Annotated in this window: 13 protein-coding genes and 1 pseudogene; 7 read left to right on the top strand and 7 right to left on the bottom strand. The window is 56.7% G+C overall.

The window, feature by feature from the left end:
• Positions 1-150 precede the first annotated feature (150 nt).
• From era to lptF, 6 genes are all read right to left on the bottom strand, one after another.
• Entirely contained in the window at positions 151-1053 is a 903-nt protein-coding gene (gene era, locus PspR76_RS06280) for a GTPase Era (RefSeq protein WP_032886448.1), read from the bottom strand.
• Positions 1046-1735, bottom strand: coding sequence for a ribonuclease III (rnc, locus tag PspR76_RS06275; protein ID WP_003188856.1), 690 nt, complete (start codon positions 1733-1735; stop codon positions 1046-1048). Before rnc ends, era begins: the two co-directional genes overlap by 8 nt.
• 152 nt (positions 1736-1887) lie before the next feature.
• Positions 1888-2742 (bottom strand): signal peptidase I, encoded by an 855-nt coding sequence (gene lepB / locus PspR76_RS06270; RefSeq protein ID WP_159954419.1) that lies wholly within the window; start codon positions 2740-2742, stop codon positions 1888-1890.
• 5 nt (positions 2743-2747) lie between these two features.
• A complete protein-coding gene (lepA, locus tag PspR76_RS06265) occupies positions 2748-4547 on the bottom strand; it encodes a translation elongation factor 4 (RefSeq protein WP_003210439.1) in 1800 nt (599 codons plus the stop codon).
• A 151-nt stretch (positions 4548-4698) separates the two neighbouring features.
• Entirely contained in the window at positions 4699-5778 is a 1080-nt protein-coding gene (gene lptG, locus PspR76_RS06260) for an LPS export ABC transporter permease LptG (RefSeq protein ID WP_159954418.1), read from the bottom strand.
• Complete coding sequence (lptF, locus tag PspR76_RS06255) at positions 5771-6889, bottom strand: LPS export ABC transporter permease LptF (RefSeq protein WP_159954417.1); 1119 nt, start codon at positions 6887-6889, stop codon at positions 5771-5773. Before lptF ends, lptG begins: the two co-directional genes overlap by 8 nt.
• 283 nt (positions 6890-7172) lie before the next feature.
• Here lptF and PspR76_RS06250 point away from each other — a divergent pair, with 283 nt between their 5' ends.
• From PspR76_RS06250 to PspR76_RS06220, 7 genes are all read left to right on the top strand, one after another.
• Positions 7173-8663: a leucyl aminopeptidase gene (locus tag PspR76_RS06250; protein WP_159954416.1), complete on the top strand. Its 1491-nt coding sequence runs from the start codon at positions 7173-7175 to the stop codon at positions 8661-8663.
• A gap of 51 nt (positions 8664-8714) precedes the next feature.
• On the top strand, positions 8715-9143 hold the full coding sequence (locus PspR76_RS06245) for a DNA polymerase III subunit chi (protein WP_159954415.1): 429 nt from the start codon (positions 8715-8717) through the stop codon (positions 9141-9143).
• 7 nt (positions 9144-9150) lie between these two features.
• Positions 9151-9546, top strand: coding sequence for a DNA polymerase III subunit chi (locus PspR76_RS06240; RefSeq protein ID WP_159954414.1), 396 nt, complete (start codon positions 9151-9153; stop codon positions 9544-9546).
• Between the two features lie 643 nt (positions 9547-10189).
• Positions 10190-12376 carry a hypothetical protein gene (locus PspR76_RS06235; RefSeq protein WP_159954413.1) on the top strand — a complete coding sequence of 729 codons (2187 nt, stop codon included), beginning with the start codon at positions 10190-10192 and terminating at the stop codon, positions 12374-12376.
• 7 nt (positions 12377-12383) lie between these two features.
• Positions 12384-14489, top strand: coding sequence for a M60 family metallopeptidase (locus tag PspR76_RS06230; RefSeq protein WP_159954412.1), 2106 nt, complete (start codon positions 12384-12386; stop codon positions 14487-14489).
• A 233-nt stretch (positions 14490-14722) separates the two neighbouring features.
• Positions 14723-17569, top strand: coding sequence for a valine--tRNA ligase (locus PspR76_RS06225; protein ID WP_159954411.1), 2847 nt, complete (start codon positions 14723-14725; stop codon positions 17567-17569).
• 216 nt (positions 17570-17785) lie between these two features.
• Positions 17786-22942 (top strand): RHS repeat domain-containing protein, encoded by a 5157-nt coding sequence (locus tag PspR76_RS06220; RefSeq protein ID WP_159954410.1) that lies wholly within the window; start codon positions 17786-17788, stop codon positions 22940-22942.
• A 261-nt stretch (positions 22943-23203) separates the two neighbouring features.
• On the opposite strand, the pseudogene PspR76_RS06215 reads toward PspR76_RS06220, so the two are convergent.
• Positions 23204-24001, bottom strand: a pseudogene (locus tag PspR76_RS06215) (IS5 family transposase).
• Between the last annotated feature and the right edge of the window lie 330 nt (positions 24002-24331).

Genomic DNA, 24331 nt, shown 5'->3' with positions numbered 1-24331 from the left:
AAATGCATTTTTGACAACGACACAAACCCAATGTGGGAGCGGGCTTGCTCGCGAAAGCGGTGGGTCAGTCACTGATTAGGTCGACTGATATACCGCATTCGCGAGCAAGCCCGCTCCCACATGTTGTCCTGCGGTGTTACTGGAAACTGATTACAGGTCGCCGTAGCCCAGGGAGCGCAGCGCACGCTCATCATCGGACCAGCCACCCTTAACCTTCACCCACAGGTTAAGCATGATCTTGGAATCGAACAGCAATTCCATGTCCTTGCGCGCCTCGGTGCCGATGCGCTTGATGCGCTCGCCCTTGTCGCCAATGATGATTTTCTTCTGGCCGTCACGTTCGACGAGGATCAAGGCGTGGATATGCAGGGTTTTGCCCTGCTGCTTGAACTCTTCGATTTCGACGGTGATCTGGTACGGCAGCTCGGCGCCCATCTGACGCATGATTTTCTCGCGGACCAGTTCGGCGGCAAGAAAACGGCTGCTGCGGTCGGTGATCTGGTCTTCCGGGAAGAAGTGCTCGTTCTCCGGCAGGTAACCGGCGATCACGCGTTCCAGGGCTTCCAGGTTGTGACCGTGCTGGGCCGAGATCGGCATGATCTGGGCATTCGGCAGTTGTTCCTGCAGCCACGTCAGGTGCGGCATCAGCTCGGCTTTGTCTTCGATGCGGTCGGTCTTGTTCAGCGCGACGATCAACGGGCCGGTGACGTACTGCACGCGCTCCAGAACCATCTGGTCTTCGTCGGTCCACTTGGTGCGGTCAACCACGAAGATCACCACGTCGACGTCTTTCAACGCCGCCGAAGCGGTTTTGTTCATGTAGCGGTTCAGCGCTTTTTCGCCGCCCTTGTGCATGCCTGGCGTGTCGACGTACACCGCTTGCACGGCGCCTTCAGTCTTGATGCCCAGCATGTTGTGGCGGGTGGTCTGCGGCTTGCGCGAGGTGATCGCGAGCTTCTGGCCGAGGATGTGGTTCAGCAGCGTGGACTTGCCCACGTTCGGGCGGCCGACGATGGCAACATAGCCACAGCGTGTTGCGGTTGAATCAGTCATGGCCATTCTCCACGCCCAGGGCAATCAGTGCTGCAGCCGCCGCTACCTGTTCGGCAATACGACGGCTCACACCCTGACCTCGGCTTTTTTCATTCAATAAGGTGATTTCACATTCCACGAAGAAGACGCGGCAATGCGGCTCACCCTGGATATCCACCACTTCGTAGCGTGGCAGTTCGCAACCACGCGACTGCAGGTACTCCTGCAGGCGGGTCTTGGGATCTTTGTTGGTGTCGACCAGCGTGAGGCTTTCGATCTCCGACGCCAGCCAGGCAACGACGCGCTCCTTGGCCGTCTCCATGCCTGCATCCAGGTAGATCGCACCAATCAACGCTTCCAGGGCATCGGCCAGGATCGATTCGCGACGGAACCCACCGCTTTTCAATTCACCGGAACCCAGGCGCAGGTATTCGCCCAGGCCGAAACCACGGGCCAGCACGGCCAGGGTCTCGCCTTTCACCAGGCGTGCACGCAGGCGTGACAGCTGGCCTTCGCGCGCTTGCGGGAAGCGCTCGAACAGCGCCTCACCGGCGGCAAAGTTGAGAATGGCGTCACCGAGAAATTCCAGGCGTTCGTTATTACGCCCTGCAAAACTGCGGTGTGTGAGGGCAAGGACCATCAATTCCTGGTCCTTGAAGGTGTAGCCGAGCTGGCGCTCGAGACGACTGAGAGAAACGGTCACGGTTTATCCATATCTAGTTGGTGGCACCGGCGGCCATCGACGATTGACGCAGTGTTCAAATTCAAATCCTGGTTGGTGCCGCATGAGGCCGGACGGTGCATTGTCCGAGCCCCAGAAAAGCATTCGGCGCTGTGTTCACAGCGCCGCCTGTATTACTTGATCAGCCCGACCCGCGAGAAGTTCGGCAGGTGGCTGAGTTTGGGTTCCGGCCAACTCATCCAGACCGCAAAGGCCTTGCCGACAATGTTCTCGTCGGGAACCATGCCCAGCAGGTCCTTGGGAATATTGGGGTCATCCCAGTACCGGCTGTCGTTGGAGTTGTCGCGGTTGTCACCCATCATGAAGTAGTGCCCGGCAGGCACTTTCCACTCGCCATCGGGCATCGCGCGGTAGCGGCTCATTTCCTTGCGGATTTCGTGCTCTACCGCACCGAGTTTTTCCCGGTACAGCTCGGCGCTGCCCAAGGTGTTCGGCTCAGCGCCGATCAACTGCTCGGCCACCGACTCACCGTTGATGAACAGGCGCTTGTCGCTGGTGTAGCGAATCACGTCACCCGGCAGGCCCACGACGCGCTTGATGTAGTTGACGTTCGGGTCGCTTGGGTAGCGGAACACCATCACATCGCCGCGTTGCGGGTCACCGACCGGGATGACTTTCTTGTCGATCACCGGCAGGCGGATCCCGTAGGAAAACTTGTTCACCAGAATGAAGTCGCCCACGTCCAGGGTAGGTTTCATCGACCCCGAAGGAATCTGAAACGGCTCAACCAGGAACGAACGCAGCACCAGCACGATGAACAACACCGGGAAGAACGACTTGCCGTATTCAACCAGCAAGGGCTCTTTGTTCAGCTTCTCGACCACCACCGCATCGGGCTGGCTGACGCTGCCCTGATAGGAGGCGATAGCCGCCCGCCGACGCGGGGCGAAGAACACCAGATCGAGCAACGCCAGGAGGCCGCAAACGGCGACGGCGATAACCAGCAACAGCGGGAAATTTAGTGACATAGGACCTAACTATCCAACCTGAGCACCGCAAGGAAGGCTTCCTGTGGAATTTCCACGTTGCCCACTTGCTTCATGCGTTTTTTACCGGCCTTTTGCTTCTCAAGCAGCTTGCGCTTACGGCTTACGTCACCGCCGTAGCATTTGGCCAGTACGTTCTTTCTGAGTGCCTTGACGGAGGTCCGTGCAATGATCTGCCCGCCAATGGCGGCCTGGATCGCGACGTCGAACATCTGGCGCGGAATCAGTTCTTTCATCTTTTCGGTCAACTGGCGACCTTTGTAGTGCGCATTGTCCTTGTGCACGATCAGCGCCAGGGCATCGACCTTGTCGCCGTTGATCAGCACATCCAGTTTCACCAGATTAGCCGATTGGTAACGATCGAAATGGTAATCCAGCGAAGCATAGCCGCGACTGGTGGATTTGAGACGGTCGAAGAAGTCCAGGACCACTTCGTTCATCGGCAAATCGTAGGTCACTTGCACTTGGGTACCGAGGAACAACATGTCGTGTTGTACGCCACGTTTTTCGATACACAGGGTAATGACGTTGCCCAGGTGTTCCTGCGGCACCAGGATATTGGCCCGCACGATCGGCTCGCGCATGTCTTCGATGGAGGACAGATCTGGGAGCTTGGACGGGTTGTCGACGTAAATCGTTTCACCGGTTTTCAGCGCCAGCTCAAAAATAACCGTTGGCGCGGTAGTGATCAGGTCCAGGTCGTATTCGCGCTCCAGGCGCTCCTGGATGATCTCCATGTGCAGCATGCCCAGGAAGCCGCAGCGGAAGCCGAAGCCCAGGGCGTCGGAGCTTTCCGGGGTGTACTGCAACGACGAGTCGTTGAGGGTCAGCTTTTGCAGGGCTTCGCGGAAGTCTTCGAAGTCGTCGGAGCTGACCGGGAACAGGCCGGCGTAGACCTGCGGCTGGATGCGTTTGAAGCCCGGCAGCACGTCGACGTCAGGGGTGGAGCTCAAGGTCAGGGTGTCACCGACCGGCGCACCGTGAATGTCCTTGATACCGGCAATGATGAAGCCCACTTCACCGGCCTTCAGGTCGGTGGTGGCGGTGTGCTTGGGGTTGAATACGCCGACGCTGTCCACCAGGTGGATCTTGCCGGTGGATTTAACCAGGATCTTGTCGCCCTTCTTCACCCGGCCGTGGCGTACACGCACCAGGGAAACAACGCCCAGGTAGTTGTCGAACCAGGAGTCGATGATCAACGCTTGCAGCGGATCTTCGTAGTTGCCGGTTGGCGCAGGAATGGTCTTGACCAGGCGCTCGAGCACTTCGTCGACGCCCAGGCCGGTCTTGGCGCTGCACTCGACGGCGTCGGTGGCGTCAATGCCGATGATTTTTTCGATTTCTTCTTTGACGCGGTCCGGATCGGCCTGTGGCAGGTCGATCTTGTTCAGTACCGGCATGACCTCAAGGCCCTGCTCGATCGCGGTGTAGCAGTTGGCGACGGACTGGGCTTCTACGCCCTGGCCCGCATCGACCACCAGCAAGGCGCCTTCACAGGCGGCCAGCGAGCGGCTGACTTCGTAGGTGAAGTCAACGTGGCCGGGGGTGTCAATGAAGTTCAGCTGGTACTTGATACCGTCTTTGGCGGTGTAGTACAGGGTAACGCTGTGGGCCTTGATGGTGATCCCGCGTTCCCGCTCGAGGTCCATGGAGTCCAGGACCTGGGCTTCCATTTCACGCTCGGCAAGGCCGCCGCACATCTGGATGAATCGATCGGCCAGCGTCGACTTGCCATGGTCAATGTGGGCGATGATGGAGAAATTGCGGATATGACTCAAATCACTCACGGATCAACACTCAAAAAGGCTGCAGGCAGATTGCCCGCTGAAAAATAGCCGGGAATTGTACCTGATGCTCAGGCCAAACGTCATCTTTGCTGACCAGAACAAAAATGCCCCGATCTCTCGACCGGGGCATTTTTTGTTCATAAGCGCGGTATCAACCGGCCCGGCGCAACAGCCAGAACCCGGCCAGGGCGCAGATGCCCGTCGGCACCAGCACCGCAAACAGCGGCGAGAAACCGAATACCAGGCTCAAGGGGCCGAGCAGGTTCTGGGCGATTTGGAAGGTAAAGCCCACGAGTACGCCGGTAAACACTCGCTGACCGAGCGTCACCGAACGCAGCGGGCCGAAGACGAACGAGATCGCCATCAGCACCAGCGCAGCGGTCACTACCGGCTGCAGCACCTTCACCCAAAATGCCAGCCAGTAGCGGCCGTTGTTCAGCCCCTGATCCTTCAGGTAATGGATATAGCTCCACAAACCGGAGATCGGCAGGCTTTCGGGGATCATCACCACCGTATTGAGCAATTCCGGCTTGAGCGAGATACCCCACTCTTCGCTCGGCACATTGATCACTTCGGTGCTGGCATTGTTACCTTGGCCGACATTGCGGAAATAAGTCGTGGTGATGTCAGTCAGTTGCCATTTTTCATTACTGTACTGCGCGCTTTTGGCGAAACTGGACGACAGCATATGACGCTCTTTGTCGAACCTGTAGCGCGTGACACCAATCAACAGTCCGTCGGGCTGAACAGCGTTGATGTGGATGAACTCATCCCCCTGGCGGTGCCACAGGCCGTGCTTGGCGCTTTGCGCATCGCCCGAACCCTGGGCCAGGGCGCGATTGGCCTGGGCCGTGGCTTCGGACGGCGGCGCCACGTATTCGCCGATCAGCACGCTGCACACCATCAGCAACAGCATGGGCTTCATGACCGCCCAGACGATACGGCCGATGGACACACCGGCGGCACGCATGATGGTCAGTTCGCTGTTGCTGGCCAGGCTGCCCAGGCCGATCAGGCAGCCGATCAGTGCGGCCATCGGCATCATTTCGTAAAGGCGTCGCGGGGCGGTGAGGAGCACGTAGCTCAGCACGTTCCATACGGTGTAGGTGTCGTTGACGCTTTTCATTTCATCAACCAAAGCGAACAGCGATGCCAGGCCGATAATGATGCCCAGCACGGCCAGGATCGCGATCAGTACACTGCTGCCAATGTAGCGGTCGAGCTTAACCACGAGCCATCTCCTTCATGCTGCGACGACTCTGCATCTTCAAGCGCAACGGTTCCCAATAAAGTAGAGCCAGGCCAATGGACAGGAATAGCGCGTGAATCCACCACAGGCCGAGCAAACGCGGCGTCTTGCCGTTCTCCAGCCAGCCACGGGCATACGTCAGTAATGTCAGGTAGGCCATATAGAGCAGGATGGCCGGCAACAGCTTGAGGAACCGGCCCTGACGCGGGTTGACCCTGGACAGCGGCACGGCCATCAAGGTCACGATGAATACCAGCAGCGGCAGGGAAATACGCCATTGCAGTTCGGCGATGGAGCGCAGCTCCTGGCTACCGAACAGCGACGCGGTCGGCAGCGCATCGCGGTCCGTCACCTCTTCACTGATATCCGGCCTTGCGAGCATTACGCCATAGGTGTCGTACTTGATCGCCCGATAATTCGCCAGGCCAGGGCTGCCGTCATAGCGATAACCGTTTTCCAGGATCAGGTAACGGCTGCCATCCGGGCGCACTTCCTGGTGCCCGCTGTCGGCCACCAGAATCGAAATGCCACGGTCTTTCTGGTTCTCGCCCTGGTTTTTCTGGGAAATAAACACGCCACCGAGGTTGGCACGGTCATCGGTCATGGTTTCCGTGTAGGTCACCCGCGTACCGTCGTTGAGCGCCTGAAAGCGCCCAGGCTCCAGGGTGTCGAACTCAGTCATCGCATCCTGTTTGTTCAGCAGCAATTGAAACTGCATGGCGCCCTGAGGCGCCAGGCTCATGCTCAGCCAGGCCACCACCAAGGCAACGCCCGCGGCCGGCACCATGGTCATGCCGAGCAGACGCTGCTGGCTCATGCCGGTGGCCGAAAGCACGGTCATTTCACTTTCAAGGTACAACCGGCCATAAGCCAGCAGAATGCCGAGAAACAGGCCAAGCGGCAGGATCAGCTGCAAAAAGCCCGGCAGCCGAAAGCCCATTATCAGGAACAATGAGCCCGGATCCAGGGCGCCGGAAGCGGCCTGAGCCAGGAATTTGACGAAACGACCACTCATGGTGATGACCAACAGCACCGCACTCACGGCACTCAGGGTCAACAGGACTTCGCGGGACAGATAACGGAAGACGATCAAACCAGACACTCCAGGGTTGTCAGGCTAAGGCGGCCAAACAAGCAAGCATACCGTTGTCGACCCGTTTACACGGGCCGGCTAAAAAGATGGCGCATTATCCTGTGATTGACCGCGCCTGTCACTGCGCAACCTCATGCGCACATACAAAGCATGCGCCAAGGGTTGTCAGGCTCCGCCGGCGAGGTTCAAACTGCGGCCTTTGCCGCGGGTGGTTTACAGAGCTGCCACGCGTTAAAGCCTGGGTACAAACTCAGGCTCACAGACCTTTATAAGGGACCCGAAAATGGAATTGGTTGTAAAAAGCGTTAGCCCCGAAACGTTGAAAACCGCCACCCTCGTGGTCGCTGTCGGCGAAGGCCGCAAGCTCGGCGTCGCCGCCAAGCAACTGGATGAACTCAGCGGTGGCGCCATCAGCGCCGTGCTCAAGCGCGGCGACCTGGCCGGCAAAGTCGGTCAGAGCCTGCTGCTGCAAAGCCTGCCTAACCTCAAAGCCGACCGCGTATTGCTGGTGGGCGTGGGCAAGGACGCCGAACTGGGCGACCGCCCGTTCCGCAAGATCATCAGTGGCATCCTCAATACGCTCAAGGGCCTGGGCGGCAGCGATGCAGCGCTGGCACTCGATGAAATCGTCGTAAAAGGCCGCGACAGCTACGGCAAGACCCGCCTGCTGGCCGAAAGCCTGGTAGACGGCGGCTACATTTTCGATCAGTTCAAGAGCCAGAAAGCCGAACCGCGCGCCCTGAAAAAAATCACCCTGCTGACCATCAAGGCAGCCCAGGCTGAAGTCGAGCGCGCTGTGACCCACGCCACCGCCATCGCCAACGGCATGTCCTTCACCCGCGACCTGGGCAACCTGCCGCCGAACATCTGCCACCCGACGTACCTGGGCGAGCAAGCCAAGGCACTGGGCAAAGAGTTCAAGGGCCTGAAAGTTGAAGTGCTGGACGAGAAGAAGATCAAGGAACTGGGCATGGGCTCGTTCTATGCCGTGGGCCAGGGCAGCGACCAGCCGCCACGCCTGATCGTGATGCAATACAACGGCGGCAAGAAGTCCGAGAAGCCTTACGCTCTGGTGGGCAAAGGCATCACCTTCGACACCGGCGGCATCAGCCTCAAGCCAGGCCTGGGCATGGATGAGATGAAGTACGACATGGGCGGCGCCGCCAGCGTGTTCGGCACCCTGCGTGCCGTGCTGGAACTCAAGCTGCCGATCAACCTGGTGTGCATCCTGGCGTGTGCCGAGAACATGCCAAGCGGCGGCGCGACCCGTCCGGGCGATATCGTCACCACCTTGAGCGGCCAGACCGTTGAAATCCTCAACACCGACGCCGAAGGCCGCCTGGTGCTGTGCGATGCGCTGACCTACGCCGAACGCTTCAAGCCACAAGCCGTGATCGACATCGCCACCCTGACCGGTGCCTGCGTGGTTGCCCTGGGCGCCCACACTTCGGGCCTGCTGGGCAACAACGATGAATTGATCGAGCAACTGCTCAGCGCCGGCAAGGCTGCCGACGACCGCGCCTGGCAACTGCCGCTGTTCGACGAGTACCAGGAGCAACTGGACAGCCCGTTCGCGGACATCGCCAACATCGGCGGCCCGAAAGCCGGCACCATCACCGCGGCCTGCTTCCTGTCGCGTTTTGCCAAGAACTTCAACTGGGCGCACCTGGACATCGCCGGCACGGCCTGGACCAGCGGCGGCAAGGACAAGGGCGCCACCGGCCGCCCAGTGCCACTGCTGACCCAGTACCTGCTGGATCGCGCCAAAGCCTGAAACTGAAGATGCCGGGGCGGCCCGCGTGCCGCTCCGGTCTCAGGAACCGCAATGACCCAAGTCGACTTCTATATATTGCCCAGCGCCGATCCCTCTGCGCGCCTGGACTTTGCCTGCAAACTCACCGAAAAAGCCTGGCGCATGGGCCACCGCATCTACCTGCATTGCAGCGATGCCGCCCAGCGTGATGACCTCGACGCCCGCCTGTGGCGCTTCAAGGGCGAGAGCTTCGTGCCTCACGGCCCCGCCGAGTCCGAGCCCGAGAGCCTAGTGGTACTGGGCCTGGGCGACAGTTGCGGCGATCACCACGACCTGCTGGTCAACCTCGACCTGAAAGTACCGGCCTTTGCCCAGGCGTTTGCCCGCGTGGCGGAAGTGGTGGTGGAAGACCCGGCTATTCGTCAGGCCGCGCGGGAGAGTTTCCGTTTCTACCGCGAACAGGGCTATTCTCTGCAAGATCACCGGCTACAACGACTTTGAGTACATGATGGACACGCCAAACCCTATAAAAAAAGACGACCACCTGCTGGACGACCTCGAATCGATCCGCCAGTTGCTCGGTGATGATGGCTTGCAACCGCCGCTGCTGACCGAAACGGTCGATGGCGAGGTGCAGATTCCGCTGTTGTTCGACATGGTCGGTGGCAAGCCTGCTGCACCGGCGCCTGTGGCACCCGCCCCCGTTGCAGAGGCCGCGCCTGCTCCAGTTACCACCGAAAAAGCGCCCGACGCCCTGCTGCTGCACCTGGACAACGAACTGCGCGCTGCCGCACAGCTGATCATGCAAGACGTGATCGATGACTTTGCTCCGCATATTGAAACCGAGATCAAGCGCCGGCTGGATGCGCGGATGGAGCGGCTATTAAACCAATATCAAACTTGAGCCTGAAACGCCTCAATCAACGTCGCGGCCATTGTTATCAAGAGCACCTGAAGGGCTCACTCCGTTTATGACCGCCTGTCGTAACTGTTACTTTTCACAGTAGATGCCCAGTTTATAAGGGAGAACCCTTACCTGAGATTATTCCTTGCTGGAGATCCGGGTAATGGGCGTTCCCACACTGTACTTTCCAATCCTTGAATTGACTCCTTTACCTTTTCCGATTTTCTATGGCGAAGGAACTCCAGGCCAACCCGTCACTGTATGCCAAACGAATACCGGCCTGGTGTTGGCGAGAACAAGGGTTGATGAGAACGGCAACTGGCTCGTCATATCCGATAAAGCATTGCCTTTGGGGCCCTACTCGATCTCGGCTTATTACGACCTGAGCCAAGGGTATGCACCCAATCTTCCCTTTTATGTGGGTCGCCCTCCTCTACAGGGGGGAGCTGGCAGTACCCCGCCGGATAACTCCCCAGTTCTCACTAGCATGACTTTAGTTGACTCCCTGCAACCACTGCTCATAGGGACAGCCCCGCCCAATACCACAGTTGTCATAAATCATGCGGGTGGCAACCCTCGCTATGGCAGCGTTGTTGCGGACAGTAATGGCAACTGGGAAACAACACCGATTACCGAATTCGTATTGGATGCCAATAACTGGGTGAACCTCGCCTTGATGGTAACTGATGCGGGAGGCAATGCCTTATCGCCTTCGGTGAACGTTACACTCACGGTTTGCCTGGCAAGCGGCACTGGCGGCACTGGCGGCACCGGCGGCACCGGCGGCGCCATGGTCGATGGCACACCCCCCATTATCACCAGCCCGGCCAATAACAGCAGCGTCCAGACACTGCGCCCCACCGTCACCGGCAGGGCCGCGCCCAACGCCAGGGTTGGCGTGCACAACGAGGCCGTCAACGTCTATTACGGCGATTGCTACGCCAACGCCAATGGCGACTGGACCTACACCTTTACCCAGGAACTGGCGCCCGGCAAGGTCACGCTCAAGTTCGGGCAGTTCAGCCTAACCGAGCGGCTGTCGGCCGATACGGCGCACACGCTGACGCTCTCAGCCACAACGGGCATGACCACGACCACGCCGCCGACCATTTCTACCCCGGCCAACAACAGTAGCGTCCAGACACTGCGACCCACACTCACCGGCAAGGCCGCGCCCAACGGCAGGGTTTGTGTGCACAACGATGCCTACGTCTACTACGGCGATTGCTACGCCAACGCCAACGGCGACTGGAGCTACACCTTTACCCAGGAACTGGCTCCCGGCAAGGTCACGCTCATGTTCGGGCAGTTCACCCTGACCGCGCGGCTGTCGCCCGATACGGCGCACACGCTGACGCTCTCAGCCACAAGTGGTATGACCACAACCACGCCGCCGACCATTTCCACCCCGGCCAACAACAGTAACGTCCAGACACTGCGACCCACACTCACCGGCAAGGCCGCGCCCAACGCCAGGGTTGGCGTGCACAACGAGGCCGTCAACGTCTACTACGGCGATTGCTACGCCAATTCCAATGGCGACTGGACCTACACCTTTACCCAGGACCTGGCTCCCGGCAAGGTCACGCTCAAGTTCGGGCAGTTCAGCCTGACCGAGCGGCTGTCGCCCGATACCGCGCACACGCTGACGCTCTCAGCCACAAGTGGTATGACCACAACCACGCCGCCGACCATTTCCACCCCGGCCAACAACAGTAACGTCCAGACACTGCGACCCACACTCACCGGCAAGGCCGCGCCCAACGCCAGGGTTGGCGTGCACAACGAGGCCGTCAACGTCTACTACGGCGATTGCTACGCCAACGCCAACGGCGACTGGAGCTACACCTTTGCCCAAGACCTGGCTCCCGGCAAGGTCACGCTCATGTTCGGGCAGTTCACCCTGACCGCGCGGCTATCGCCCGATACGGCGCACACGCTGACGCTCTCAGCCACAACGGGCATGACCACGACCACGCCGCCGACCATTTCCACCCCGGCCAATAACAGTAGCGTCCAGACACTGCGCCCCACCTTCACCGGCAGGGCCGCGCCCAACGCCAGGGTTGGCGTGCACAACGAGGCCGTCAACGTCTATTACGGCGATTGCTACGCCAACGCCAATGGCGACTGGACCTACACCTTTACCCAGGAACTGGCGCCCGGCAAGGTCACGCTCAAGTTCGGGCAGTTCAGCCTAACCGAGCGGCTGTCGGCCGATACGGCGCACACGCTGACGCTCTCAGCCACAACGGGCATGACCACGACCACGCCGCCGACCATTTCTACCCCGGCCAACAACAGTAGCGTCCAGACACTGCGACCCACACTCACCGGCAAGGCCGCGCCCAACGGCAGGGTTTGTGTGCATAACGATGCCTACGTCTACTACGGCGATTGCTACGCCAACGCCAACGGCGACTGGAGCTACACCTTTACCCAGGAACTGGCTCCCGGCAAGGTCACGCTCATGTTCGGGCAGTTCACCCTGACCGAGCGGCTGTCGCCCGATACGGCGCACACGCTGACGCTCTCAGCCACAACTGGCATGACCACGACCACGCCGCCGACCATTTCCACCCCGGCCAATAACAGCAGCGTCCAGACACTGCGCCCCACCGTCACCGGCAGGGCCGCGCCCAACGGCAGGGTTTGTGTGCATAACGATGCCTACGTCTACTACGGCGATTGCTACGCCAACGCCAACGGCGACTGGAGCTACACCTTTACCCAGGAACTGGCTCCCGGCAAGGTCACGCTCATGTTCGGGCAGTTCACCCTGACCGCGCGGCTGTCGGCCGATACGGCTATCACATTGACACTTAGGTAACGTATCCATGGCCAATTACACACCCCCCGTCATCACTAGCCCAACGAATAACAGTACCGTCGTGTCGCTGCGCCAACAATTCATTGGCCGCTCCGTTCCGAATGCAAGAATTGGTGCATTTGATGAAAACAATACTTACCTTGGCGACACCTACGCCGACACTAACGGCGTCTGGAAATTTACGCCTGGTCAGGATCTGAAACCTGGCTCGCATACCTATAACTTTGCCCATTACAGCCACACGGAAAAGCTCTCTGACTACACCTACATCACACTCAATATTTTTGCGACCAATACCCCGCTTGCCAATGGCAGTGCACCTGTCATTACCAGCCCAACCAACGTCACTTCCACTCGCCCATTGCTCACCGGCAAAGCGGCAGCCAATGCGATCGTCTACGTTTTCATCAGTGGCGGCGGCATTTTGTATGGTAAACCCCAGGCAGACATAAACGGCAATTGGCAACTGCAACTGAGCCAGGAACTCTATTCCGGCGCGACGCCACTTGCCCTCGCAGAATTCAATATCGACGGTGGTCAGGTTTCTGGCTGGACGAGCGTCACCATGACCGTGAACGGAGCTCCCACGACCGGCACCGCGCTTGCCAGTGGCAGTGCACCCATCATTACCAGCTCAACCAACGTCACTTCACTTCGCCCACTAATCATCGGCAAAGCGGCAGCCAATGCGATCGTCTACGTTTACATCAGTGGCGGCGGCACTTTGTATGGTAAATCCCAGGCAGATATAAACGGCGATTGGCTACTGCAACTGAGCCAGGATCTCTACCCGGGCTCGACGCCACTTGCCCTTGCAGAATTCAACGCCGGCGGGGGTCAGGTGTCTGGCTGGACGGCCACCACGATGACCGTCAACCTGACGCCCGTTGTATTCAACGGAACCGTGGACCCTCTGGGAGCCATTCAACGAGTGGGTAACTTGTTTGCGAACAGTCCTCGCCAACCCACAGGTTTCTATTTGCCCGCGGGGGCCGCACTCCACCTGAACCTGGCAGTGCTGAGCAATAATGGCAATGCACGGCCCGAACTGCATATTGGTGCTCCCGACACTAACCCGACGCCGGGCGCCTCTCTGAATTCACGCATCTACTCACTCAACGCCGGGCAGAACGTAATCACCGACCCCGACGGGGGAATGATATATTTCAATATGACCGGTCTAGACAACCGTGTGCAAATTACCTTCCAAGGCGGCATGATCCCGGTGCCTTACTTCGAACATGGTAAAACCAGCCTATTACATTACCGAGAAATGTTGCGCGCACTCGTACAATCGCCTCAAGTCGAGTTTGTGTCGGAGCGGGTCATCCTGACGATTCTTCGCGACAGCGCAGTGGCGTATCAGCATATCGACCTCAATGAACTCATGCAGACCTATGAGAGAATAGTTTCAGCGGAGGAAGCGCTTATTGGCCTGGATGGCTCTACTGCACTCCACACTCGGGCACCGCTGAAATTTCATATATGTCATGGTAAATTCCAAGGCAACGGGTTCGCCTACGCCATTCATTTCTACACTGCTTTTGCAGAAGGCGTTGGCTATATATTGATGGACCCCAAGACACTTGCGCTGGAGTCGTGGGGCCTTGCCCATGAACTGGGTCACCAGAACCAGATGCTGAGTTATCACGCGCCCGAATTTGGCGAGGTTACCAACAACTTGGCCGCTTTAGCGGTAGAGCGCGCACTGGGCAAAAAAAGTACCTTATTGGATAGAAATTCCGCAGGACAGAGTTTATGGGATATCACCCTGCCAAAATACAACAGCCCAAACATGAGCATGAGTTCTTACGGCAGTGTTTACGAACTTCTTATTCCGCTGGAACAGTTGAGGCTCGGCTTTGGTGAAGGCTTCTGGCCCACCATGAACAAAACCGCTCGAGAGCAGTGGTCATCCAGCGGTTTTGCCCCTGCACGAGACACGGCATTCGACAATCTGGCGCTCTTTTCCAGCATTGCCGCATCGGCAGATCTAAGGGGCTTCTTTACTGCTTGGGGCTTTCCCATCACGCCTGCAGGCCAGCAGAAAATAGCCGCACTCTATCTCCCTGCCCCTCGTTCCGACCTGGGTACGCTGCGCGAGTACGACTGAGCGCTGCACGTGAATTACCCCCACGTGCCAATGAGCAAAACGGGCGACGTGGGGGAATTCCCCCCCAGACCCGACCCCATGCATCGCGATGCCCTCATAGCCAGGCTGCGTGACTGCTAGCGCAGGCGCCGTGAAATTTGTTCCCCCGCACCGACTCGCTCTACGCCTTCGCGGCCATCCCCGTTATACTTGTCGGCTTTCCTGAATTAATGCCAACTAGGGTCCCGCCGCGCATGGATAAGACCTACCAGCCGCACGCTATTGAAACTTCCTGGTACGAGACCTGGGAGTCCGAGAATTATTTCGCTCCGCAAGGCGCGGGTGATTCCTACACCATCATGATTCCGCCACCGAACGTCACTGGCAGCCTGCACATGGGCCATGGCTTCAACAATGCGATCATGGATGCGTTGATCCGTTTTCGCCGCATGCAGGGCCGCAACACCCTGTGGCAACCGGGCACCGACCACGCGGGTATCGCCACCCAGATGCTGGTGGAACGCCAACTCGAAGCCACCGGCCAGAACCGTCATGACCTGGGTCGCGAGAAATTCCTGGAAAAAATCTGGGAATGGAAAGACCAGTCCGGCGGCAACATCAGCCGTCAGATCCGTCGCCTGGGCTCGTCCGTAGACTGGAGCCGCGAGCGCTTCACCATGGACGATGGCCTGTCGGAAGCCGTGAAAGAAGCCTTTGTACGCTTGCACGAAGACGGCCTGATCTACCGCGGCAAGCGCCTGGTCAACTGGGACACCAAGTTGCACACGGCGATTTCCGACCTTGAAGTGGAAAACCACGACGAGAAAGGCTTCCTGTGGAACCTCAAGTACCCGCTGGCCGACGGCGCCAAGACCGCTGAAGGCAACGACTACCTGATCGTTGCCACCACCCGTCCGGAAACCATGCTCGGCGACGCCGCCGTGGCGGTTAACCCGAACGATGAGCGCTACCAGGCGCTGATCGGCAAGTTCGTCGAACTGCCGCTGGTGGGTCGTCGCATCCCGATTATCGCTGACGACTACTGCGACCCTGAATTCGGCACCGGCTGCGTGAAAATCACCCCGGCCCACGATTTCAACGACTATGAAGTCGGCAAGCGCCATAACCTGCCGCTGCTGAACATCTTCGACAAGAACGCCGCCGTTCTGCCGGCCTGCCAGGTATTCAACCTGGACGGCACGCTGAACGAGAGCATCGACGGCAAGATCCCGGCCGAATACGCCGGTCTCGACCGTTTTGAAGCGCGCAAGCAAATCGTGGCCGCCTTCGACGCCGCCGGCCTGCTGGTCAGCGTTGATGACCACGGCCTGAAAGTGCCGAAGGGCGACCGCTCCGGCACCGTGATCGAGCCTTGGCTGACCGACCAGTGGTACGTGTCCACCAAGCCGTTGGCAGAACCGGCGATTGCGGCGGTGGAAGATGGCCGTATCGCATTTGTGCCTAAACAGTACGAAAACATGTACTTCTCGTGGATGCGCGACATCCAGGATTGGTGCATCAGCCGTCAGCTGTGGTGGGGCCACCGGATTCCGGCCTGGTACGACGAGTCGGGCAAGGTCTACGTTGGCCGCGACGAAGCCGAAGTGCGCGCCAAGCACAACCTCGGCCCGGACGTTGCGCTGCAACAGGACAACGACGTGCTGGACACCTGGTTCAGCTCCGGCCTGTGGACCTTCTCCACCCTGGGCTGGCCGCAGCAAACCGAATTCCTGAAGAAATTCCACTCCACCGACGTGCTGGTCACCGGTTTCGACATCATTTTCTTCTGGGTTGCCCGGATGATCATGCTGACCATGCATTTGGTGAAGAACGAGGACGGCACCCCGCAGGTACCGTTTAAGACGGTGTACGTGCACGGCCTGGTGCGTGATGGCCAGGGCCAGAAGATGTCCAAGTCCAAAGGCAACGTCCTGGACCCGCTGGACATCATCGACGGCATCGACCTGGAAACCCTGGTGCAGAAACGCACCTCGGGCCTGATGCAACCGAAACTGGCGAAGAAGATCGAGAAGCAGACCCGCGACGAATTCGCCGACGGCATCGCCAGCTACGGCACCGACGCCCTGCGCTTCACCTTCTGTTCGCTGGCCTCCACCGGTCGCGACATCAAGTTCGACATGGGCCGCGTCGAGGGCTATCGCAACTTCTGCAACAAGATCTGGAACGCCGCGCGCTACGTGCTGGACAAAGGCGAAGACTGCGGCCAGAACGGCGAAGCCTATGAGCTGAGCCTGGCTGATCGCTGGATCATCTCGCAGCTGCAACGCACCGAAGCCGAAGTGACCCGCCAACTCGACCAGTTCCGTTTCGACCTGGCCGCACAGGCCTTGTACGAGTTCATCTGGAACCAGTATTGCGACTGGTACCTGGAACTGTCCAAGCCTGTGCTGTGGGACGAAAACGCGCCGATCGAACGCCAGCGCGGCACCCGTCGCACCCTGGTGCGCGTGCTGGAAGTAGCCCTGCGCCTGGCGCACCCGTTCATGCCGTTCATCACCGAAGAAATCTGGCAGCGCCTCGCGCCGCTGGCCGGTATCGAAGGCAAGACCATCATGCTGCAACCTTGGCCAGTGGCCAACGAAGCGCGCATCGATGAGGCGGCCGAAAGCGATATCGAATGGCTCAAGACCCTGATGCTCGGCACGCGCAACATCCGCGCCGAGATGAACATCGGGCCGGGCAAGCCACTGGCCGTATTCGTGAAGAACGCCAGCGCCGAAGATCAGCGTCGCCTCACCGAGAACGACGCGCTGCTCAAGAAGCTGGCGAAGCTGGAGTCGATCACGGTATTGGCTGACGACGCCGAAGCACCGCTGTCCGCGACCGCGCTGGTTGGCGAGATGGAAGTGCTGGTGCCGATGGCCGGCCTGATCGACAAGGGCGCGGAACTGGCCCGTCTCGATAAGGAAATTGCACGCCTGCAAGGCGAAGTGCAGCGCGTGGGCGGCAAGCTGTCCAACGCAGCGTTCGTCGACAAGGCGCCGGCGGAGGTGATCGATAAGGAGCGCGCCAAGTTGGCTGAAGCTGAACAGGCTCAGGGCAAGTTGGCGGAGCAACGCAGTCGGATTGCCAGCTTGTAAGTCAATGCTGGAATAAAAAGAGAGACCTTCGGGTCTCTTTTTTTTGCGCAAAATTAACGGATCTAACTATGGAGACACTTAAGCGCGAAAAGTTATAAAAAACTGTCAACATTGACAGTATCAACCCACTGGAAAGCCGCATTACTCTGAAACAAAGCTCTCTGCCGTGCATCATTTTGCAGCCAGGAGGCAGCCTACTTTTTAAGGAGTTTCCAGATGGCTAATTCGACAGCTGTTAAACAACGTGTCCTTGACGAAGGTAACCCGAATATTCATGGGGTCGACCCCTTTTCGGGCGCATTTTGCACATTTATACCGATAGCTGAATTAGTTGGAAATAATGGGTTGGGCCCGACTTTGGATCTGAAGGTTTACCACACGTCGGGCCGCGGCGCCCACTACCTCGAAAATTGTAGTATCCGATTTAACCATGCTTATTTTTACGAAGACCTTCAACCAAAACTTCCGAGCAAAAATTACGGCGAAATTTACTTAGAGAACGGAGCCCGTTGGACATGGGACGCAAAAAGCGATATTGCCTTACCCCACGTCGTTATCAGCCGGGATGGCGAGCAACTTAAATTCACACATAAAAGTGGAAAACAAGAACATCTTACCAAATTCCGAGTCCCCTCATCCAACCCGCAAATAGATGAAGGCTATTACCTTCCAACTACAATAAGTTCACCCTCTGGGCATAAAATTTACCTCCAATGGGATTTGATTAAAAAAACCAACTCACTCATAAAACTGCCGCTCCCACGCCTACAGTCAGTATCCGACGAGTCAGGAACCCTATTGACCGTTGGTTACACCATGCTCGGCAGCATAATGCAGGTCACTTTCAATGTATGGCCAGGAACCAACGACAATTACACGATGGATTTTCAATTTAACGAGGGCTTGTTGAGTACAGTACGGCAGAGCAACCGGACAGACACGACAGCGTTCGAGTACACCGGCCCTATCAGCAAAATAAAACACAGCAGCGGCCTCACGGAGGCAATTAGTTATCAGAACGGCAAAGTTTCCAACCACCTTATTACCGACGACAACGCGACCATCATACAAAACAATCAATATATTTACACCACTTCAAAAAGCAACCAAATCACCTCAGTAACGGAGATAGGCAATAAAAAAACTGAATATCAGTTTTCGACCAACCGCCTACCGACAAAAGAAACAACTTGGGTAGATGGCTTATTATTGAAAACCGTTGAGTTAAGTAGAGCCGTGAAAAAAGGAGGGACGGTCCTCACGGGTGCCGCTAATGACCCCCTCCCAGACCGTATTGAAAGCACCACTAGCACGACCTACACCAACCCCGACCTGACCGCTCGCACGGAAGTCGTCGTTATCACAATGGACACCTTAGGCAACATCATTTCAAAGACAGAAAACGGCGTAACAACGGAGTGGACTTATTATCGGGGAATGCTGGAAGAAGACATACTCGTCAAAACAGAAAGAGTTAACACTCCCACAACGCCTTTGAGTGTTATTGCGGCCATAGGTGATTACGCGAACCCTATCGGCTGGGGATACCTGCTGTTCGGTAAAGCCGGGTTGACCTGGGGTACACGTGAGCTGCGCAAAAAGGTTCTTTCGCCTTACGTCACCAGTAACGGTCAAAAGACCTTCAACCTCCCGGTGGCCATTCGTTGCCCTGGCGACCCAAATTACTTCAAGGTTCACGTCGAATCCGAAAAGGTCTATACCCTGAACAACGGCCAACGGACTGACTTGCAGTGGACCTTCTACAGTTACGATGGGCTGCCGGTCAAAGACGCCCTGGTAAAAGGTCCAACCCTCAAACCTTCGAAAAAATTGACAATCTATAACCCGGTTGGGGATGCCAATGGCAGGCTCTCATCATGGGCGAACGGCAACATGGTGCTTGAAGAGAATACTTATAATACTGACGTTAATTCACCTCACCATGGGCGGTTATTGAACAGCACGCAATCTATCCTTGACGCCGCCGGCAAGGTCGTTCCGGGCTCTGTAGTCAGTACTGCGATCGGCTACGGGCTTTGCAACAATCAACTCACTACAACCACTTCTGTGACCGCGGGCACTGCACCTGCAGTCACCGGAACTCAAGTCATTCAAACGCTCACCGGCTTGCTTAAGGCCCACATTGATGCACAAGACAATACGACCCTTTATGAATACGACGCGCAGCGCCGTATAATCCAACAAACCGTATATGCCGGCGAGCCCGAGCTCAAAGGCACGACCACTTTCACCTACGTAGACGCTGGCACCGAAACTCAAGTAACGCGTACCAGCCCGTTCGGAGAACAAAGCAGAGACGTATTTGATACGTTGGGCCGCCCCATACGAAACGAGTGGCTGCACACTGATGGTTCATGGCTGAAGTTATACGAAATAACTTACGACGCCCAAGGTCGAGAGGCGTCCACGACACAATTCGACTACACCGCCAATAAAACGCAATTGCCCACGCAAACACGTAACTTCAGCTATGACCGCTGGCGGCAGCTCTCAGAAATCAAGTGGGCCGCGAGTGGTGAGACCGAGAATTTTTCGTACGACCCGGTCAACCGCAAGACCTCAACCTGGGTAGCACAAGGCAGTGAAACGGGCGGGCGCACCATACAGGTATTCGACGAACCCGGTGGAGAACAACGCCACGAGTCGTATCTTCATGCCAATGGTAAGTTCGTGAGCTCACAGACGTATCGCTACAACGCCCTAGGTCGTCTGACCACCGAGACTTCAAGCGAGGCATATGCGATTCACCGTAATTACGACGCTTTTGGTCGCGTAAGCCGTCTGGAAACCGCAGGTATCACAACGATTAATGACTTTCCTGCCCATATTCAAGCACCCGTAGCGACAGCTGCCAAGCTGGAATCCAGCGGCCAAACAGTTTCACTGGGCACCCAGACAGTAGATGGCCTGAGCCGCGTGACGGCTACCGTACTCGGCGGCACTAAAGTGAACTATGCCTATATCGGCAGCGGGAATTGGGGCAAAGCAGATACTCAACCCAGCGCAACGATCACCTCATCTACTCGCATTAAGCTGAGCAATGCTTGGGACGCGCAAACCCGTACCCTTACTGAAACCATTACCGGAGGCATTAGCCTAGGGAGTGATTCAACTACCTCTCAAGCAAGATACGAATACTCCATTCAAGGCCTCTTACTGCGATCAACTGATGCGTTCGGTAACAGCACTCAATACACTTACGACACCCAAGGCCGTCTACTGAACAGTGCCAGCGCAACGCTGACCGTAGACTTTATATATGGCCCGCTAGGTAGACTGGAATCCGAAACATTGAATGATCTAACCCATGGTAAGACCATGACGACTGCGTACACTTACAACGCATCCGGTCAAGAAATTCAACGTCAATTCAACGCCACAGGTTTTCCACCCCTTACATTAAAAACAACGTATACCACCTCTTTAATCGCTGAAATGGAAATGCTGCAAGGTGCATCACTGTTGCGCAAGGAAGAGTACCGTTACGATTCCAGGGGGCAACTCGAAACCTATCTGTGCAGCGGCCCCCATAAACCCTCCACGCCTGACCGCTATGTGATTGACCGACAGGATTTTAAATACGACATGGCCGGCAACCTGATTCAATGTACCGTGACAAGCAATGGCAGTACGTTTATCGATAGCTACACATTTGGGGCTGCAGACCCCTGCCAACCTCAATCCACTACACTTCAGAGAGGTACGACTCAACAAACCCATTCTTATAAATATGACAGCCTTGGTTATTTGATAAACAAAGACGGCTTCCCACTCAATTACAATATCCAGGGTCAATTAACCGTTCACAGTGCCGCACAACTACGTTTCGACTACCATTACGACAACATTGGCCGACTCGCAGGGTGCTCAGGTACGGACCACTACGACCAGTACTATTATAAAGATGACTTCCAATACGCTCGGAAAGGTGTATTTAGCAGCAAGGGAGTTTTTAGCTACCGCACTTCTATTTTGATGAACCAGAGCACTTCCTGCTTATTGCTGCAACAGAGTATCAACCAAGACAGCAACCTGCCAACAACAAGCCGCAGTTTCGAGGTAAAAGACATCAAAGGCTCGGTGATTGCCAGTTACGACCTGTCTACCAATTCAATTTCATACTTTGTTTACACGCCATACGGCTATCGCCCTCATACCATCGATCAGCGCTCGTGGGTTGGGTTTAACGGCCACCCCATGGACAGCGTTACCGGTAATTATCCTCTGGGGAACGGAGCGAGAGTCTACAATCCCGCGAAACAAAGCTTTGACGCTCCTGACCCTATCAGTCCGTTTGGTGCAGGTGGATCAAATCGATATCGGTATTGCAGCAACGACCCGGTCAATAAAAGTGACCCCTCTGGGTTCGCGGAGGTCTTGAACCAATACTCTGTCATTACCCACGCGCCAGCGATCGAAAACCCGGTTGTAGCCGCTGTGGGGATGGGCGTAATCGGTATCGCACTGGCACCCTTTACCGGCGGTGCTTCAATAGGGTGGACGGTAGCAGCGGTAGGTTTAGCTACTGTGTCCGCGGGCTTTGGTATCGCCTCTGCGGCACTACGAGAAAGTGACCCTGACCTCTCAGAAGCATTAGGTTGGGCTGCACTCGGGACCGGTCTGCTCGAAGCAGGCGCAGGCGCCGGGCTAGCTTTGCGCGCTGCAAGAGCAGGGGCAAAGGGGGCAGCCAGGGAAACCAGTCTCGCGTATCAACACAGCAGCATAGCCAAAGGCCAGATGGGCGTTGAAACGCTGACCGTTAAGACACGGAGTCTTGGTTTTCACAATGGACCCGCTTCATATGAGCTTTACAGCGGAGGTCCGAACGCTACTAAAGCGTATATTTACAGCCACGGAGCGTCGCGTGCCGAGAAGTTCCGATTCGCTCTTCCATCAGGAGTGGACCTTCATTTTTTCGCACCTAAAGGCGCGTCAATTGCGACAGATGATAGCCGATTGCTACAGCATCTTTCGGGAAGGCTGAATGGAAACTATATAAGCAAAGCACACAATTCACTTAACCCCAAATTAGCACCCGACTATATCTTGACCGAGTTCAAGCCTAAAGACATGGTAACCAACAATATTCTCAAAACGCCGCAAGACCTGGACAAAGTAATGAAACAATTAGCAGCGGCCCATAGTATCGATATTATTCGCCCTAAGGGTCAGATACCGCTCAGCGAATTGATCACGTCACTTCAAGCGCAGAACTACAAAAAAATATACGGCTCGTTTTGCCGGGGTCCTATTCGGGATTTCGTTGGCGTCGCAGAAATCAAAAGAATAAGACATTCAAAATGGCGCATGTTCGTACTGGACATGGACGCCTCATTGGCTAATCGAGTTTAACCAAGCAACATCCCCTACTCACGATGGAGACCTCGCTAACACCGCGCTCCCGATGCACTCGGGAGCCGGCATCGACCTGATACACGCCGCCACCAAGTTGAAAGTGCCCCCCCCTAAGGAAGGTCTGAAGTACCCACCGTTTTTTGATCCCCTCTTTGCGTGAGGTTCAAAAAGCGCTGATTCGGTCGAACATTAGACCTTTCCACTTCTTAATTCATGATTTTCCTCTAAGTCGCGCTATTTCAGGGCGATTAGCCCGCATTACAGGCGCACCTCTCCAGTATTCAACAATCGTTTTCGCACCATGCACAAGTTCGACGAGGCGAACAACGTCGTCTGCTGAGCACTGTTTTTCGTCAGACCACGAAAGCGCACTTTCGTATAGCCAAACTGGCGCTTGATCACCCGAAACGGATGCTCAACCTTGGCTCTGACTTGCGCTTTCGCATTACTTGCGTCACGTCCGCCACGTTGGTAGGTGTACCGACAACGCTATGAACCAAGCCCGAATCCGCATTCACGCCAATGTGGGACTTCATTCCAAAAAAGTACTGATTGCCTCTCTTGGTCTGATGCATCTCGGGGTCGCGTTTCTTGTCTTTATTCTTGGTTGAGTTGGGGGCATTAATGATCGTCGTATCCACTATCGCTCCATGGCGCAACATCAATCCACGGTCACCCAGATACCCGTTGACAACCTGCAAAATCCCAGCCGCCAGCTCATGTTTCTCCAGCAAGCGGCGAAAGTTGAGGATCGTGGTTTCGTCAGGAATTCGATCCAGATGCAGCCCCGCAAACTGGCGCAGGATCGTCGTTCATACAGCGATTCCTCCATCGCCGGATCGCTGTAACCGAACCAGTTCTTCATCAGATGAACCCGCAACATGGCCACCAACGGATACGCCGGACGACCACCGTCGCCCTTCGGATAATGTGGATCGATCAAGGCAATCAAACCCTTCCAGGGCAACACCTGATCCATCTCGATCAGGAAGCGCTCGCGGCGAGTCTGCTTACGTTGCCGGAGTACTCGGCATCGGCGAAGGACATCTGTTTCATCGGGCTCAACCGTTTGATTCGTGTGCGGGGGCTATTTCACCAGATCTGGACGTCTTTTTCAGAGTTTCCCCAAGCCACTGCACAATACTTGTTCATAACTTCAAACTCCTTTTAATAAAAATAAAAAATTTTTCGAACCTTTAAAAAACCAACATGTTGCTAAATGATTAATCTACTGTCAGAAATAACAGGCAGGCTAATTTTTCAGAAATACAAACCTATTGTTTTATTCCGTATTGGCTACCTGCGTGTGCCGCGACACGTTAGATACTCCGCTCTTCGGCCATGAATGTGGGACAATACGCGCCATTTTTAAGCCAACCCCAGAGC

Source organism: Pseudomonas sp. R76, assembly GCF_009834565.1.
GTDB lineage: Bacteria > Pseudomonadota > Gammaproteobacteria > Pseudomonadales > Pseudomonadaceae > Aquipseudomonas.
The sequence above is the reverse complement of the archived record's forward strand: the minus strand, read 5'-3'. Positions and strand labels throughout refer to the sequence as shown.